Source organism: Gluconobacter kondonii (genome assembly GCF_002723995.1).
Classification (GTDB): domain Bacteria; phylum Pseudomonadota; class Alphaproteobacteria; order Acetobacterales; family Acetobacteraceae; genus Gluconobacter; species Gluconobacter kondonii.
Genome location: NZ_BEWP01000031.1, coordinates 1 through 14,391, shown reverse-complemented (window position 1 = coordinate 14,391; position 14,391 = coordinate 1). Strand labels below are relative to the sequence as shown.

Annotated in this window: 14 protein-coding genes, 1 tRNA gene and 3 pseudogenes; 12 read left to right on the top strand and 6 right to left on the bottom strand. The window is 55.7% G+C overall.

Features of this window, described 5'->3' with window-relative positions; translation table 11 throughout:
* Window positions 1–99 precede the first annotated feature (99 nt).
* Window positions 100–534, bottom strand: a complete 435-nt coding sequence (locus tag GKO01_RS14970; protein ID WP_099287713.1) for a hypothetical protein — start codon at window positions 532–534, stop codon at window positions 100–102.
* A gap of 77 nt (window positions 535–611) precedes the next feature.
* On the bottom strand, window positions 612–890 hold the full coding sequence (locus GKO01_RS14965) for a hypothetical protein (protein WP_099287712.1): 279 nt from the start codon (window positions 888–890) through the stop codon (window positions 612–614).
* Between the two features lie 86 nt (window positions 891–976).
* Here GKO01_RS14965 and GKO01_RS14960 point away from each other — a divergent pair, with 86 nt between their 5' ends.
* The 9 genes and pseudogenes from GKO01_RS14960 to GKO01_RS14915 form a co-directional block, all read left to right on the top strand.
* Window positions 977–2,140, top strand: coding sequence for an ABC transporter ATP-binding protein (locus tag GKO01_RS14960; protein WP_099287711.1), 1,164 nt, complete (start codon window positions 977–979; stop codon window positions 2,138–2,140).
* Window positions 2,141–2,308: 168 nt separating this feature from the next.
* The gene (locus tag GKO01_RS14955; RefSeq protein WP_244901509.1) at window positions 2,309–3,346 is read left to right on the top strand and encodes an extracellular solute-binding protein; all 1,038 of its coding nucleotides are present in this window, start codon (window positions 2,309–2,311) and stop codon (window positions 3,344–3,346) included.
* Window positions 3,346–3,750 (top strand): hypothetical protein, encoded by a 405-nt coding sequence (locus GKO01_RS14950; RefSeq protein ID WP_244901508.1) that lies wholly within the window; start codon window positions 3,346–3,348, stop codon window positions 3,748–3,750. The genes GKO01_RS14955 and GKO01_RS14950 overlap by 1 nt, the downstream gene beginning before the upstream one ends.
* Complete coding sequence (locus GKO01_RS14945; RefSeq protein ID WP_099287709.1) at window positions 3,747–4,238, top strand: YcgN family cysteine cluster protein; 492 nt, start codon at window positions 3,747–3,749, stop codon at window positions 4,236–4,238. Before GKO01_RS14950 ends, GKO01_RS14945 begins: the two co-directional genes overlap by 4 nt.
* A gap of 5 nt (window positions 4,239–4,243) precedes the next feature.
* On the top strand, window positions 4,244–4,927 hold the full coding sequence (locus GKO01_RS14940) for a M48 family metallopeptidase (protein WP_099287708.1): 684 nt from the start codon (window positions 4,244–4,246) through the stop codon (window positions 4,925–4,927).
* A gap of 7 nt (window positions 4,928–4,934) precedes the next feature.
* Window positions 4,935–5,020, top strand: a tRNA-Leu gene (locus GKO01_RS14935).
* 88 nt (window positions 5,021–5,108) lie between these two features.
* Complete coding sequence (locus GKO01_RS14930; protein ID WP_099287707.1) at window positions 5,109–6,485, top strand: DUF6538 domain-containing protein; 1,377 nt, start codon at window positions 5,109–5,111, stop codon at window positions 6,483–6,485.
* 601 nt (window positions 6,486–7,086) lie between these two features.
* The gene (locus GKO01_RS14920; protein WP_167383511.1) at window positions 7,087–9,186 is read left to right on the top strand and encodes a tail fiber protein; all 2,100 of its coding nucleotides are present in this window, start codon (window positions 7,087–7,089) and stop codon (window positions 9,184–9,186) included.
* 1 nt (window position 9,187) lies between these two features.
* Window positions 9,188–9,319 (top strand): annotated as a pseudogene (locus tag GKO01_RS14915) (IS3 family transposase); the annotation flags it as partial.
* Between the two features lie 243 nt (window positions 9,320–9,562).
* On the opposite strand, the gene GKO01_RS14910 reads toward GKO01_RS14915, so the two are convergent.
* Complete coding sequence (locus GKO01_RS14910) at window positions 9,563–9,892, bottom strand: HigA family addiction module antitoxin (protein WP_174694308.1); 330 nt, start codon at window positions 9,890–9,892, stop codon at window positions 9,563–9,565.
* Window positions 9,882–10,172, bottom strand: a complete 291-nt coding sequence (locus GKO01_RS14905; protein WP_099287704.1) for a type II toxin-antitoxin system RelE/ParE family toxin — start codon at window positions 10,170–10,172, stop codon at window positions 9,882–9,884. Before GKO01_RS14905 ends, GKO01_RS14910 begins: the two co-directional genes overlap by 11 nt.
* Before the next feature lie 319 nt (window positions 10,173–10,491).
* Between GKO01_RS14905 and GKO01_RS16595 the strand changes: the two are divergent.
* The 3 genes and pseudogenes from GKO01_RS16595 to GKO01_RS14895 all read left to right on the top strand — a co-directional run.
* Window positions 10,492–10,659: pseudogene (locus GKO01_RS16595) on the top strand (DUF6538 domain-containing protein); the annotation flags it as partial.
* 12 nt (window positions 10,660–10,671) lie between these two features.
* Window positions 10,672–12,072 carry a tyrosine-type recombinase/integrase gene (locus tag GKO01_RS14900; RefSeq protein WP_244901507.1) on the top strand — a complete coding sequence of 467 codons (1,401 nt, stop codon included), beginning with the start codon at window positions 10,672–10,674 and terminating at the stop codon, window positions 12,070–12,072.
* A gap of 26 nt (window positions 12,073–12,098) precedes the next feature.
* A pseudogene (locus GKO01_RS14895) lies at window positions 12,099–13,168 on the top strand (IS3 family transposase); the annotation flags it as partial.
* A gap of 144 nt (window positions 13,169–13,312) precedes the next feature.
* On the opposite strand, the gene panB reads toward GKO01_RS14895, so the two are convergent.
* Window positions 13,313–14,125 (bottom strand): 3-methyl-2-oxobutanoate hydroxymethyltransferase, encoded by an 813-nt coding sequence (gene panB / locus GKO01_RS14890; protein ID WP_456303735.1) that lies wholly within the window; start codon window positions 14,123–14,125, stop codon window positions 13,313–13,315.
* A gap of 55 nt (window positions 14,126–14,180) precedes the next feature.
* Window positions 14,181–14,391: hypothetical protein (locus GKO01_RS16195; protein ID WP_218017455.1), on the bottom strand; the 211-nt coding region annotated here is incomplete at its 5' end.

The following is a 14,391-nucleotide window of genomic DNA, read 5'->3' as shown; positions in this document are numbered from 1 at the left end:
CCCCCTCAAATAATGAGGGGGTTGTGTTCTGGCGACGTACTTACGCCATTACGCTGGGGCTGACTATATGGCTCTGGCCAATATCAGCCACAAAATGTCTTATTTCCGAAGACCGAGGATATTGCGCACCAGATCCAATATACGCCTGAACGTGAAACGCCCGGCGGGACCGAAAACAACGCCGGTCAGGGCCGCCATGGCAACGGACTGTTTGAGCTGTGCCAGTTTGCGATCACGACGGATGCGCGCCTCGATTGCGACAGGGTCCGGAATGGAGCGGGCCGCGAGAAGTCCGAAGATCAGGACGAACAGAAGGTCAACACCCATGACGCAGAGCGCGGAGGCCACATACCCCAGTCCGACCACGTCAATAAAGAATGCCCACAGGAACCCGTGAAACGAGATCGCCGCGAACATCAGAAAGACTGCTGCGACAACACCGTAAGCGACTCTGCGGCCGATTCGCATGGCAGAGCGGGAAAGGATCTGTCCCTGGGCAGCAAGGACGTCCTGTCCGAGTTCAATGGGCTTCATGGGAAATCGTTTGCCTCTTCTTCAGGACGGAGCCGGACGAGATGCCGTCCGTCTCCTGCCTGGAAAGAACCGGGCTGTTACTTGGAGAAACGGCCGGCAAGGAAACCGACAACGGCCGAAATCAGGACGGCTGCGATCGGACGCGCCCGCACACGCGTCGAAACATTTTCAATTTCATGATCCGTGATTTTGCGGGCATTTGCAACGGCATGATCCGTACGGTCCGCTGCGTCGAGCAGGGCAGGATTGATGCGGTTGTTCAGGAGTTCCTGCAACTGCGTCCGCAGACCGTCGATCTGAGCCTGCGTGGTTTCGGCTGCAACTTCAATGTTATCCTTGACGCTTTTACGGCTCATGTTCAAACCCCTTCTTCAGTATCAAGTCAGATCCGCTCTGGCCTGATTTTGTTTCGCTCATAACGGTCCATTCTCCCAGAGGTTGCATGTCAGGCCTGTCAGGCGCTCCCCGCATGGCTCCCAAGCAGAGGAGCTTCCGCCCCAAAGCCGTCGTGCAGCCCGTGCTGGATATTGTCGGCCTACGCGCTGCCATTGACGCACCGCCCATTGATCTGTCGCTCCAGCCGGGTGCGACCTTGACCCTTTTCGGCACCCAGCCCGCAGCCCTGTCACGCCTTCTGGACGTATTGGCAGGATTCCTGCCCCATCTGGGCGGCACCATCGCGGTCAGTGGCGAAGATATGACGTCTCGCCCTCCCGCAAAACGACGCATGCGGATCGTCAGCCCGCGAGACCCGCTGTTTCCGCATCTGGACCTGCGAAACAACATCGCCTTGGGCCTGCGCGCGAACGGAAAAGGCAGACAGGACGCCCAAGCCGCCGCCGGACGGATGATCTCCCTCTTGGGACTAGATGGTATTGCAGACCGGCGCCCGACAGAACTGGACGCGGAGCAGTCCCTGCGCGTCAAACTGGCGCGCGCCCTGATCGCGTCGCCTGACGTTCTGCTTCTGGATGACCCGCTTCACACGCTCGATCCACATGCCGCACGCCGCATCCCGATCCTGCTGGGCACCCTCTCCCGCGCCCTAAACCTCAGCGTCATCCATGCCGTCTCACGGCGCGAGGATGCCCTGCGCTCCGGCGGTGCGATCGCGGTTTTTCAGAATAATGTGCTTTTACAGTGCGCCGACGCGGCCCGCCTCTATGACCGTCCCGCCTGCGTTGAAGTCGCGACCCTTTTCGGCGAGACAAACACGCTGACAGGACAGGTGCTGGACATTGGCGATGATGTGGCCCGCGTTCATCTGGCCTGCGGCGGGATCGTGGACGCCATGGTTTCCGAAGATCTGAGCGAGGGGCAGGAATGTCTTGTCTGCGTTCGCCCGGACCGGATATCGCCCTTTTTCGGTCCCCAGAGCCTTGGCATGGACGACGACGGAGACACCCCCGTGCGAGGCGTGCTGACCGACAGCACCCATCTCGGCGACCATATCCGCATGCGCGTCCGCTGTGCGGAAGGAACGGAAATCGAGCTGCGCCGTCCCCCGCTTCAGGCCCAGAAAATCCCTGCCTTTGGCACTCCCGTACAGCTTGCATGGCCTGCTGCTCATGCGACAGCCTTTCCGCTGGGTGCCGGGATGTATTAAACTGCACCCGTTCTGTCCGTGCGCAGTCGGACAGCCCTTTTCGGACACCTGAATTTTTCTGAGGATCCTCTCGTTCTGACCCGGCCTGCCTTCTCTTTGCGACATGTCTTTTGGACATCTGGTCGGATCTCCCGCAGGAGCCTTCCGCTTCGGGCATCTTTGTGCGCGTTGCTGATTCTGCCATCGCTGCCCTCGGCAGTGCAGGCCGCCTCCTCCCATCAGAGCGGTGGTATCGGCACGTTTCTGACGTCTGTCGGGCGCGACATCACATCCGTTTTCGTGCCCGCACCGGCCTCCGCCCATGGACACAGACGCGTTCGCCACGTTCGCAAACCCGTTCATCACCCAGAACCCGGCTTCGGCGTTCCGCAAGGGACGATCGCAGCGCATGCCCTGACTTCCGCAGACGCCACTCTGCCCCTGGTGGAATGGGACGGTAAGACCAACACTCTCCAGACTGCGATACAGGCGACAAAGGCCGCATGGATGGCCGTTCTCGTTACCGGGACGCAACTGGCTCAAGCCTGTGAGGGCAAATGGGTTCATCCGATAGATAACACTTCCACCTGCGGCATTCCCGGAGGCGTGAGCGACATCGCCCTCACTTGGGATCGCTCACGACTGACGACAGCCCCAAGCTGGCAGGATTTCTGGGATGTGGCCCGCCATCCGGGACGGAGAGGATTGCATTTCGGTGCCCGGACGACACTGGAAATCGCCCTGCTGGCTGACGGCGTTGCGCCTCAAAATATCTATGCAACACTTTCGACACCAACTGGCGTGGAGCGTGCGTTCCGCAGACTGGACCTGCTGCGCCCCTATATCGTGTGGTGGGAAACACCGGCCGATGCCGCCCGCATCATGGAACAGAGCGGTGCCCTTATGCTGAGCGCACCCGCCACTGAAGTCACCAGCGTGAGTGCGCGCGCTCCGTCCGGCCCGGCGACATCACTGTTCGTTGCCGGGACACAGAATGTCCTCCGCTCGCCCCTTTTCTGGGTCATTCCCATAAATGTTTCCGCCGAAAGCGCCCACCGGACCCTTGAGCAACTCCGAATGCACGCGCCTCATCTGGAGGACATGCCCACGCCCGTTCCTCCAGAAGCGGCTCCCACGTTCCTGATGGTCAGCGACACGTTCTGGTCCCTGCATGGCGACGCGCTCGAACAGCAGTTCGCAGCACATTTCGCTCCCCGGACGCCCTGATGGCCCTTGCTCTTCGCCTTAATCTTCCCTCGATCCTGACGGGACTTCTGGGAGCCTGTGCGCTGATCGCACTGCTCATGCGGGTTCTGCCAGCTTCCGTTCTACGTCGTCTGGGACTGATCCTGCTTCTGCCCGGACCGGGACTGGCTCTTGCGATGGCCAGCCTGCATTCTGCTCCGGGATGGCTGGAAGGGCTGCTCATCGCACCCGCAGTCGCCTTTCCCATCGGGGCAACCCTTTTGACTCTTCCTCCCGGTACGACCCGCGCTGCGGTCGGTCTGGGAGCAGATCTGCCGACACGCCTGCGCCTGATCTGGTTTCCGCTTTTGTTGCCGTCCGTTGTTCTTTCCCTTCTTCTGGCGACCGCTTTCTGTGTCACCTGTGCCCTGTTGGACCATCCATGACGTCTCCCTCCGCGCCTTTCTGGCAAACCGTTCCTCTGGATCAGATGTCCTCCGAGCAGTGGGAATCCCTCTGCGACGGCTGCGGTCGGTGCTGCCTCAACAAGCTGCGCGACGAAGATACGGAAGAGGTGATTTACACAGACGTTGCCTGCCGCCTTCTCGACACCCATACCTGCCGTTGCACCGACTACGCCGACCGCCACCGCAAGGTCCCCGACTGCGTGACCCTAACCCCTGCCCTTCTGGCCGAAATCGACTGGCTTCCGCCCAGTTGTTCCTACCGTCTGCTGCGCGACGGCTTTGATCTTCCCGACTGGCACCCGCTCCGCACGGGGAACGACAAAGGCGTCCACAGTTCGGGCGCTTCCGTCCAAGACCGCTGCATCAGCGAACGTCGCGCAGGCCTTCTGGAAGACCATCTGGAAGACTGGCCCGGCGAATGGCCGGACCGCTCGCCTCTGTGTCAGGTCCTGAAGCGCAAGGGCTGACATCCATGCTCCCCCCGACCGTTCCACTGATCTGGAAGCGTTCGACACGGGCCAGACGCATCACCCTGCGGATCGAACCTGTCCGCGGCGAAGTCATCGTTACGGTTCCCCAGACCGTCACCAAAGACCGGGCACTGGCTTTCGTTCATCAACAGACAGAATGGATCGCAAGAGCCCTTGCGGCATTGCCGGAAAAGCCCGCACTGACAGACGGTTCTCACGTCATGATCGACGGGGAGCACATCCCCATTCTTCATAACCCCACAGCCAGACGCGGATGCTGGCTTGATGCAGACGGGCTCCACGTAAGCGGAGATGCTTCCCACACGACCCGCCGCGTTCGCGATTTTCTTCAGATTCTCGCAAAGGAACGCCTGACCCAGACACTTCAAACACATTCCGAAAAAATGAATCTGTATCCCACACGCATCGACCTGCGCGAGGTCCGAACGCGCTGGGGAAGCTGCACGAAACAGGGCCGGATCATGCTCAGCTGGCGCTTGCTGATGGCGCCAGTTCCAATACAGAATTATGTTATCATCCACGAGCTGGCACACCTGAAACACTTCAACCATGGCCTCGACTTCTGGGCTCTGGTGGACAATTTTATTCCCGAAGGGCGCACTGGACGTCTTGCAGCGGAACGCTGGTTGAGAGAAAACGGTACCGCTCTCCTGCGCGCAGCATGAGAGCTGTGCGAGCTTGGCGGAATGGTAGACGCACGAGACTTAAAATCTCGAGTCCGCAAGGACGTGCGGGTTCGAGTCCCGCAGCTCGCACCACAGACTTCCCGAAAATGAACGGTTTTTTGGCCTGAATGGGGCAAAGGTATCCTTTGCTCCACCGTCCTTCCCCACTGAAGGACGTCTCATGCTCCGTATTCGCGGCACCACCTATCACTTTCGCCGAATCGTCCCCCCTGCCCTTCGCTCTGTGCTGAACCAGCGGGAAATCTGGGTTTCTTTAAAAACCGGCTATCAGAGCGAAGCCCGCAAACGGGCCTCTTTGTTTCATGCGAGAACGACCGAACTCTTTGACGAGACCTTTCGGGCTCTGGCTGAGGGACAGGAGCGACCAGCTATCCCGCACGTGCGGGACGCACTGAATGACCTACATCGCCTGGTCGACAGTGCGGCAGGCATTGAAGCGGTTCCTTTGCCCGTCTCAAGACCGAGACCACGGCCGCAGAACATGCGGAAGGCTCCAAAGATGCAGAGCAAACCCCAGCCTTTACTGCTGTCTCAGGCTTTGACGCGTTTTGTTCTCAAAAACCCACATACCAGCGCCGATACCCGCAAAGCCACGCAGCGGGCCGTAGAGCTGTTTCTGCAAGCCTTCGGTGATGCGCCGGTCTCCATCATTGGTGGGGAAAAGGCCGGAGCCTTCCGGGACCTGCTCTTCTCCCTGCCTGTGTCTTTAGGAAAGCGGAAAAGCAGTCTCACACTCACAGAGGAAGCAGACCGTGCCAAAAAGGACGGACGCCCCACCCTGAGCAGCAAGAGCGTGAAGAACCACATGATGCGGCTCTCAGCCTTGTGGAACCAGTTATTGCAACGCGAACTGGTCAAAAAGAACCCATGGACCGGATGGAGCTTTGAGACTGGGTCCAAGACCATTCGTAGAAGCTGGACCACTCAGGAATTGCAAACCCTCATGACAGGAGACTGGCCTCGCAGTTCTGTCCCTGAAAGCACATTCCGCATCATCACGATGATAGGGGCGTATTCCGGCCTGAGGCTGGGGGAAATCTGTCATCTGAGAACAGAAGACCTTCAAACGATTGACGGCATTCCCTGCTTTGTCATCCAGCCTCATACAAAAGATGGATGGTCACCCAAGACAGACGCCGGAACACGGACTGTCCCCGTACATTCCAAACTCATTGAAGCGGGGTTTCTCAAGCTGAAAGAGACAGTGGACGGCCCCTATCTCATTCCCGGCCTCAACATGTCGAAGGACGGCGTTCGAGGGACAGCCTTCGGACGCTCCTTCTCCACGATGAAAACCCATCTTGGACTTCCTGCTGAAATTACGTTCCATTCGTTCCGGCACAGCGTCTCCACACAACTGCGGAATGCTTCGGCTGATATTCGGGAAATCTGGATTGATAGGCTTCTGGGACATGAAGCCACCCATAAAAGCCAAGGGACCTCGACCTATCTCAGCGGCATCACAACGGCCAATCTCAAACAAACCGTTGAAGCCATTTCCTATCCCGACGGCATTTTCAAAAAAGGCTGGAATTAGGCGGGAGCCAGCAGTGCTCAATGGCTACCCAAAGGGGTGCATCGAGCAGCTGGCAAGGGGGAGGAACCTCCCCCGTTGACCCCGGAAAACAAGAGAAAAAATCAGCCCATCTTTGATGGCCGCTTCCGCCCTCTATAGAAACATAGGACATGACACCCTGGATTCCGAAAGCGGACATAGCATCTCGCTGCTTATTCCCAGATTATTCTCCGTCTCACACTACGTGCCTTGCCGCAGAGCTTCATCGCATCCGCAGTTATGGCCTGTTGCGTACGCCCCATCCTTCAAGCCGGCCGAATAAACAAACTGGTGATCGTCGCTATCGCACGGCGTCTCGTCACAATCGCCAACGCTGTCCTCAAAACCGGAGTGCCGGATGAAGAAAATCCCTTTGTCGCATTTTTGGTAAGATTCATGTTGTGGCTTGTTTTTTATGATGCTGAGAGTGAGACTAGAAGTCTGTATTTTGAAAATAGTCCATTTTACAAGGTGTATTTATGAATATGATTTTTTTTCATACAAGATATGATAACCAAAAGTATCAAAGGCGCGCATCTGCATGACTACTGGGGAATTTGACAATAATCAGCAGACTATAACGTTGACGCAGGCGATTGTCGTCAGCGGTAGCTTTGTATCTGCCGAAAGCTCCTCGGATATGCCGATATCAATGATCCGAACCTTTGCTTTTGACAATGTTTTAACGTCAGTTACCTTAAAGAGTCAGGGGCAGCTTCTTTCCGTTTCGGGCAACGAGCAGCTCTATGCCTCTCTTGGCTCGATGTATGGTGGAGACGGCTATAAAAGTTTCAATCTTCCGGATCTGACAGGAAAAGTAGAAGTAGGAAGCCAAAGCAGCGCGTATTTGGGACAGGTGACTGGTGAAAGCCAGACCACGCTGACCGAAGACCAGTTGCCGCCAGCATTGGGTGGCGTCAGTCAGTCAGTGGATAACGCTCAACCTTCTTTGAACGTTAATTATCTCATTCGCGTGACGAGTGATTCGTCGTCGCCGGGATTTGTGGGAGAGGTTGACGCTTTTGCAGGGTCAACATTCTCGATCTCTAGTGGTCAGTTTCTTGTGGCGGCCGGGCAATTACTGCCTATCGCCGAATATCCCCAGTTATATGCGGTCATTGGCACCACTTATGGCGGAGATGGACGGACAACATTTGCGCTACCTAATCTGACTGGGCGCAGCATTATCGGGACATCCAGCACGTTAAAACTTGGGGCTGTTGCGGGAAAGCAGACAGTCTCACTGAGTAATGCGAACGTCTCCGTGTCCGATGGAGGCAACGGCACATCCTTTGACAATCGTGCTCCCGGGCTTGCACTGAATTACATTATCTGTGTCAGCGGTGCTTATCCTAATGCAGGTAGCGATAATGGTCCCGTCATGGGCGAAATCCGTGCCTATGCAGGATCAGCGACCTCAATTCCTCAGGGGTGGGTATTGGCGAATGGCGCACTGCTGCCCATTGCTCAAAATCAGGCGCTTTTTTCTCTCTTAAGCACAACTTACGGCGGTAATGGTACTACGAATTTTGCCCTTCCGAATCTTTCAGATACAGTTGTCGCCGGAAGTGGCGGGTCTCAGAGTTTTGGCAAGACTTACGGAAGCAACACTGCCATTCTGAGCGTATCTGGAGAGGCCTGCTTTTGCAGGGGCAGCCGTATACGCACGGCCAGAGGCGATATTCCCGTAGAAGAGATCCAAATCGGCGATCATATTGTTGCCTTTGATGACAACGTAACAGAGGGCACCATCAGGCAGGTGACGTGGGTGGGCCAATCGCGTGCTGTCGTTAGAACGCGTCTTCCTGATGACGAGGCAGGCTATCCAGTCCGTATCCTCAAAAACGCCATAGCGGACGGTGTTCCCTTCAAGGACATGCTGATTACAGCAGAACACTGCTTGTTCTTTGATGGAAAGTTCGTCCCGGCCCGAATGCTCGTAAACGGTCGATCGATCTTTTTCGATAAGTCCATCATGTCTTACGATTACTATCACATCGAGACCGAAGACCATTCGGTCATTATGGCGGACGGGATGCTTACCGAGAGCTATCTCGATACCGGAAACCGTCGCGCCTTCTCCCAGAAAGGAAACGTTGTCTCAATAAGCGGTAGCCGCAATCTGACGTGGGATAACGCGGCAGTTCCGCTCGGTGTTTCGCGTGAATTCGTCGAACCCCTGTCCCGTTTGATCGAGACCCGTGCAATTTCTGCTGGGATTGCACAGAAAGATGCAGCTCCAGAACTGACCGAGGATGCCGACCTCCATCTCGTCACAGACACAGGTATGTCTATCCGCTCTGCACGTGAGTATAATGGGCGCGTTATTTTCATGATCCCAACAGGAGTGCAGTCTGTCCGGATCGCCTCTCATGCCAGCCGGCCCAATGATGTTATTGGCCCATTTGTCGATGACCGCCGCTATTTCGGTGTTGCTGCCGGTGAGATCACGATGTTCGAAGCGGGCAAAAACCATACCATCACAGCTCATCTGACCGATACGGAACTGAGTGGCTGGAACACTCTGGAATGGGAAGACACGCGCTGGACCTCAGGCAATGGCTTGCTGCCACTCGGTAAACGCCATCCCAACAGCGTTGCCCTGCTGACCATCCAAATCAAAAAGACAGGGCCCTACCTGCTAATTGACAGCATTGCCAAAAAAGACGCTCTACGAGCCTGACAAATACGCCACTCTCGAATGGGGGGACTGGTTCAATAACCGACGCATCCTCGAACCCATCGGAAACATCACGCCGGCCGAGGCCGAGCAACAGTTTTATGCCGCTATGGACCACGTCCCCATGGCAGCATAACTTAAGAAAACCAGTCTCCGCCAATCCCGGGGCGGTTCAATCTGAACTGTGCCAACATTGGCGGAGGCATCCACTTCCGAGCGTATGCGCTACAAATCGGATAATCCCCCCCTTCCCAAAAGGGAACGGATTTTCAAATGGACAAGGGGGTCAACGGGGGAAGCATTTCCCCTTGCCTGCTGCTCAATGGGTAGCCATTGAGCACTGCTGGCTCTCTTTGAATTCTCTTCTGTAAATATGCCCTTACGCGACCTGATAACCGACCGCGTGCTGCGCAGGTGTAAAGAACAGACGGACCTTCAAATCCCCTTCATGTTCACGAGCCTGCGCAAGGTCAAACGTACTCTGCATCCGCATCAATGTCTCAGCCCGGACACCAAAGGCTTTCTCAAAACGAATGGCCATATCCGCCGAAAGACTAGCCCGACCATTCAGCAATGCACTGATAGCCTGACGCGAAACAGCGAAATGCTCAGCCACGTCGTTGACCCGGATATTGTGCGGCTCAAGCAGTTCTGTCCGAATCCAGTCCCCGACATGCACAGCCAGAGAAGAATGCATCTTAAGAGCCATGATAATCCTCCAATGTCATATCCAGAAGAGCACCGTCTTCACGAACTCTGAACGTCAACCGCCAGTTTTTCGTAACTGTCATGGACCAGGTTCCAGCTCTGTCCCCCGTTAAAGGGTGCAGTCCGTAATTCGGCGGCACAGACAGCTCTTCCAACGAACCAGCAGCGTCAATAAAAGCCAACATCTTCCGTAAACGGTTGATATCGCCGACCAGACCTTTGGCATTTCCTGTTTCAAAGAAACGCCGGAGGCCTTTATGCGCGATACTCTCTATCTCCATAGGTGGAAAGTATAACTTTACACCCCGTAATGTCAAGTAATGCTTTACATTACGTATGACGGCTCTCTTTGAGGTAATCCTCTTGACTGCTCCACCGGGTTGCCCGCAGGTTGTACGGGATTACCAACCTTGAAGGACGGTAACGGCTGAAATTGTCGTTCGTTTTCAGAGGGTTGTCTTTTTGGTACTTTGCAGAGCGTGAGGGTTCGAGTCCCGCAGCTCGCACCATTAACCTCTTGAAAATACAGAGAAAAACGGCCTTCGGCGTTAAAATGGGCGTTTATCCCACAGTCTTTCCCATTCTGGGAGAGTTAGACGCGTGCTACGAATCGTGGGCTCACAGTATTATTTCAGGCGTTCTGTCCCTCAGGACCTCCGGGTTTGGTTGGGTCGAGGCGAGATCTCGCATCCCCTGAAAACGTCCAGTAAGTTGCTGGCACGGCAAAAAGCAGCCCTGCTCTACGCCAAAACGGGACAATGCTTTGAGGAGATTCGGCGCATGACGACAGAGCCAGCACAAAAAGCTCTCACGGCCGCCGATATCATCACCTTCTACGAACAGTTCGTGAAAGACTGGGAAAATTATCACAATGTTCGGCTGCAAGAAGAAGAGACCAAACATAAGGTCGAAATAGCCCAACAGGCGCTCCAGATGGCAGCGTACATGCAGCAGGTCGAGAATTTTCTGGACATCATCGCAGGACATTTCGAACAGACCGATGCTTTCCTCAACGGCTTGAAGCAGACACAGGCGGTGGATACGGCTGTCGCGAAGACCCGCGAGGCTATGCTGCGTGATGAGATTGCGGGGCTTCGCAAACTGGTCGTCGATATCAAAGTTTCCAGTGGAGCTGTAACAGCAGCCTCTTCCCTCCCTGTTTTGGAAGGGCCGGAAGAGGCTGCTGTACAAATTTTATCGCCTCCAACTCAGGCTCGACGCAAGAACACCCAAACCCAGACTATCAGCGCGATGGCTCAACGCTTTGTCCTGAATGACGAAAGCAAGAGCGCTGATACCATCAAAGGCACTAAAACAACGCTCGACCTGTTCATCGAAGCGTTCGGCGACCTCCCCGTCAGTCAGGTGACAGGGACGACCGCAGGCGACTTCCACGACTTGCTCCTCGGCCTTCCCGCAACGCACGGAAAATCCAAGAGCCGCCTGCCCATTCGAAAGGCCGTTGAAGCAGCCAAAGAACAAGGGCTTGAGACCGTCAGCGGCAAGACCGTGAAGAACCATTTCTCCCGCTTGTCGTCTCTCTGGTCCGTACTCGTGCAACGCGAGATTGTTCCCAAAAATCCATGGATGCAGTGGTCTTTCAACACGACCAAGAAGACAGAACGACGCTGCTGGACGGATGAAGAGCTGTCATTGCTGACGCAAGCGCAATGGGAGCATCGCGGCATTTCCCGTCGAACATACGCGGGGATGGTCAACGTCGCTCTCTATACGGGCTTACGGCTAGGCGAGATTTGCAATCTTCGCTGTCAGGACATTGAAAACGTTCAAGGCGTAGCTTGCTTCCACGTTCGCCCACATCCAGAAGATAGTTGGGCTCCGAAGTCGACGGCAGGAACGCGCTTGGTTCCCATTCACTCCCAGCTTATCAAAGCGGGTATCATGAGTTTTCTCAAGCCGGGGCAGCATTTCCTCTTCTCGGATCTCCCTACATCAAGTGAAGGCGTCAGGGGCGCTGCATTTGGACAGGCGTTCTCAAAACTCAAAACAAAGCTCGACCTTCCAGCTGAGATTACGTTTCATAGCTTTCGGCACACAGTCTCCACAAAGCTGCGCAATCAAAATGCCAGCTTCCGAGAACTCTGGATTGACCGAGTTCTGGGACATGAAGCCTCCCATCGCAGTGACGTGCTCCCCGGAAATGTCACCATTTTAAAGTAGAGTCCGATCGAGAAGGATACGGACGAATGAAACGCAGTCGTTTTACGGAAGAGCAGATCATAGGGGTGCTGAAGGAACAGGAGGCTGGGCTCAAGGTCTCTGATCTTTGCCGCAGACACGGGATCAGTGATGCGACGTTTTACAAATGGAAGACCCGCTATGGTGACCTTGAAATATCGGAAGCCAAACGGTTGAAGGCATTGGAAGATGAAAACAGTCGTCTGAAGCGTCTCCTGGCGGATGCGATGCTGGATAATGCGGCGTTGAAGTAAATTGTAGGAAAAAAGTGGTGACGCCTGTCGCAAAGCGGCAGGCGGTCCTACACCTTCAAAAGGGTCTGGAACTGAGTGAGCGTCGCGCCTGTGCCCTTGTTGGTCTTGCCAGGCGTGTTGCGCGGTATGTTTCCACCCGGGCAGATGATGCCGCCCTGCGCCAGCGCCTGCGGGATCTGGCGAGCCAGAGACGCCGCTTTGGCTATCGCCGCCTGGGTTATCTTCTGGCTCGGGAAGGGTTTAGCCCCAATCACAAGAAGCTGTTCCGCCTTTACAAGGAGGAAGGGCTGAAAGTCCGCCATCGGGGTGGCCGCAAGAGGGCACTGGGGACGCGTTCTCCCATGACCATCCCTCAGGAACCCGGGCAGCGCTGGAGCCTGGATTTTGTCTCGGATGCCCTGATCTGTGGCCGCCGGTTCCGCATTCTAGCTGTTATCGACGATTTCAGTCGCAAGAACCTGGCATTGGTTGCCGACACGTCATTATCAGATGGACGGGTGGCGCGGGAACTGACGGCCCTGGTAGAATGATATGGCAAACCCCTCATGATTGTCAGCGACAACGGTACGGAGTTCACATCCCATGCCATCCTGAAATGGGCGGATGAGATGAAGATTGAATGGCACTATATCGCCCCCGGTAAACCGCAGCAGAATGGCTTTGTCGAAAGTTTCAACGGCCGGCTGAGGGATGAATGCCTCAACGAAACGCTGTTCACCTCCCTCAGCCATGCCCGACAGGTTCTGGCTGACTGGCGGGAAGACTACAACACGGTGCGTCCCCATTCCCAATTGGATGGCATGCCCCCGAGACACTTGTCATCCCACCAACCCCAAGCCATAAAAAACGGGAACTCTCCTTTTGAGTGGATACAAAAAGGGGGGCACGTCACGCCACACCTAGGTTTTGCTCGCAATGATGGATTAACGGTCATCATTGGTAAACAAACTGTTTTCAACGATCGCCGCTCAGACTGGTGGACCAAAGCTATGCATCTGTTCTGGAAATTCTCCGGCCCTAACCTCGGCAGCATATTGTTCAATCGCCTGTGAGGCCTGTTGTGAAAGCTCAGCATAGCGTTTCACGAATTTTGGTTTGAAGTCGGCAAATGCGCCAAGCATGTCATCCACGACCAGAATCTGCCCATCGCATGCGGGGCCGGCTCCGATCCCGATCGTGGGAATGGTAATTGTCTGTGTAATCCGATGAGCCAGAGCCTGAGGTATCTTTTCCAATACAACCGCAAACGCACCGGCATCCGATACGGCCTGGGCATCGGCGAGAACACGCTGCGCGTCCGTGCCCTTCCCTTGGACTTTGTAGCCACTCAGAACATTGACCGACTGCGGCGTGAGGCCAATATGCCCGACGACCGGGACGCCTCGCGCGACCAGGAAGGATATCGTTTCAGCCATATGCACGCCCCCCTCAAGTTTGACTGCGGTAGCACCCGTTTCAGCCAGAAGACGGGAGGCACTCCGGAAAGCCTGCTCGGAGCTTTCTTCGTAAGTCCCGAATGGCAAATCGATGACGCAGAGAGAGCGTGAGAGACCTCGCATCACAGCCTTCCCATGCAGAACCATCATTTCCAGAGTTACCCCCAGCGTGGAGGGCAGGCCGTGAAGAACCATGCCGACGCTGTCTCCGACAAGAGTGATGTCACAATGCGGATCGACAAGCCGAGCTGTCGGCGTCGTATAGGCCGTCAGACACACGAGAGGACCGCCCCCTTTCCGCTCGCGGATGTCAGAAGCCGTGAGGCTCTTTTGCGGTAGATTGATGCTCACAGAATATCCCTCTGGAAAGGCTGTTCAACAAGGTTTCAGAGGGCATATGTCACGTCGCCCCGGTTTTACGCAAAGCGTACACCGCAATTCGGGGCTGTCCTCCATAGGTCTCATTGATACAAAAATCGACTTGGTAAGCCTGAAACTGATGTGCAATACCCGGCGACGGCGGTCCCAAAAAGATGAATGAAGCACCGGACGTGGTCATCGTGCCGGATATCTCTCGAAGAAAAACCAACCAGGTCATGATGCTATGAAGC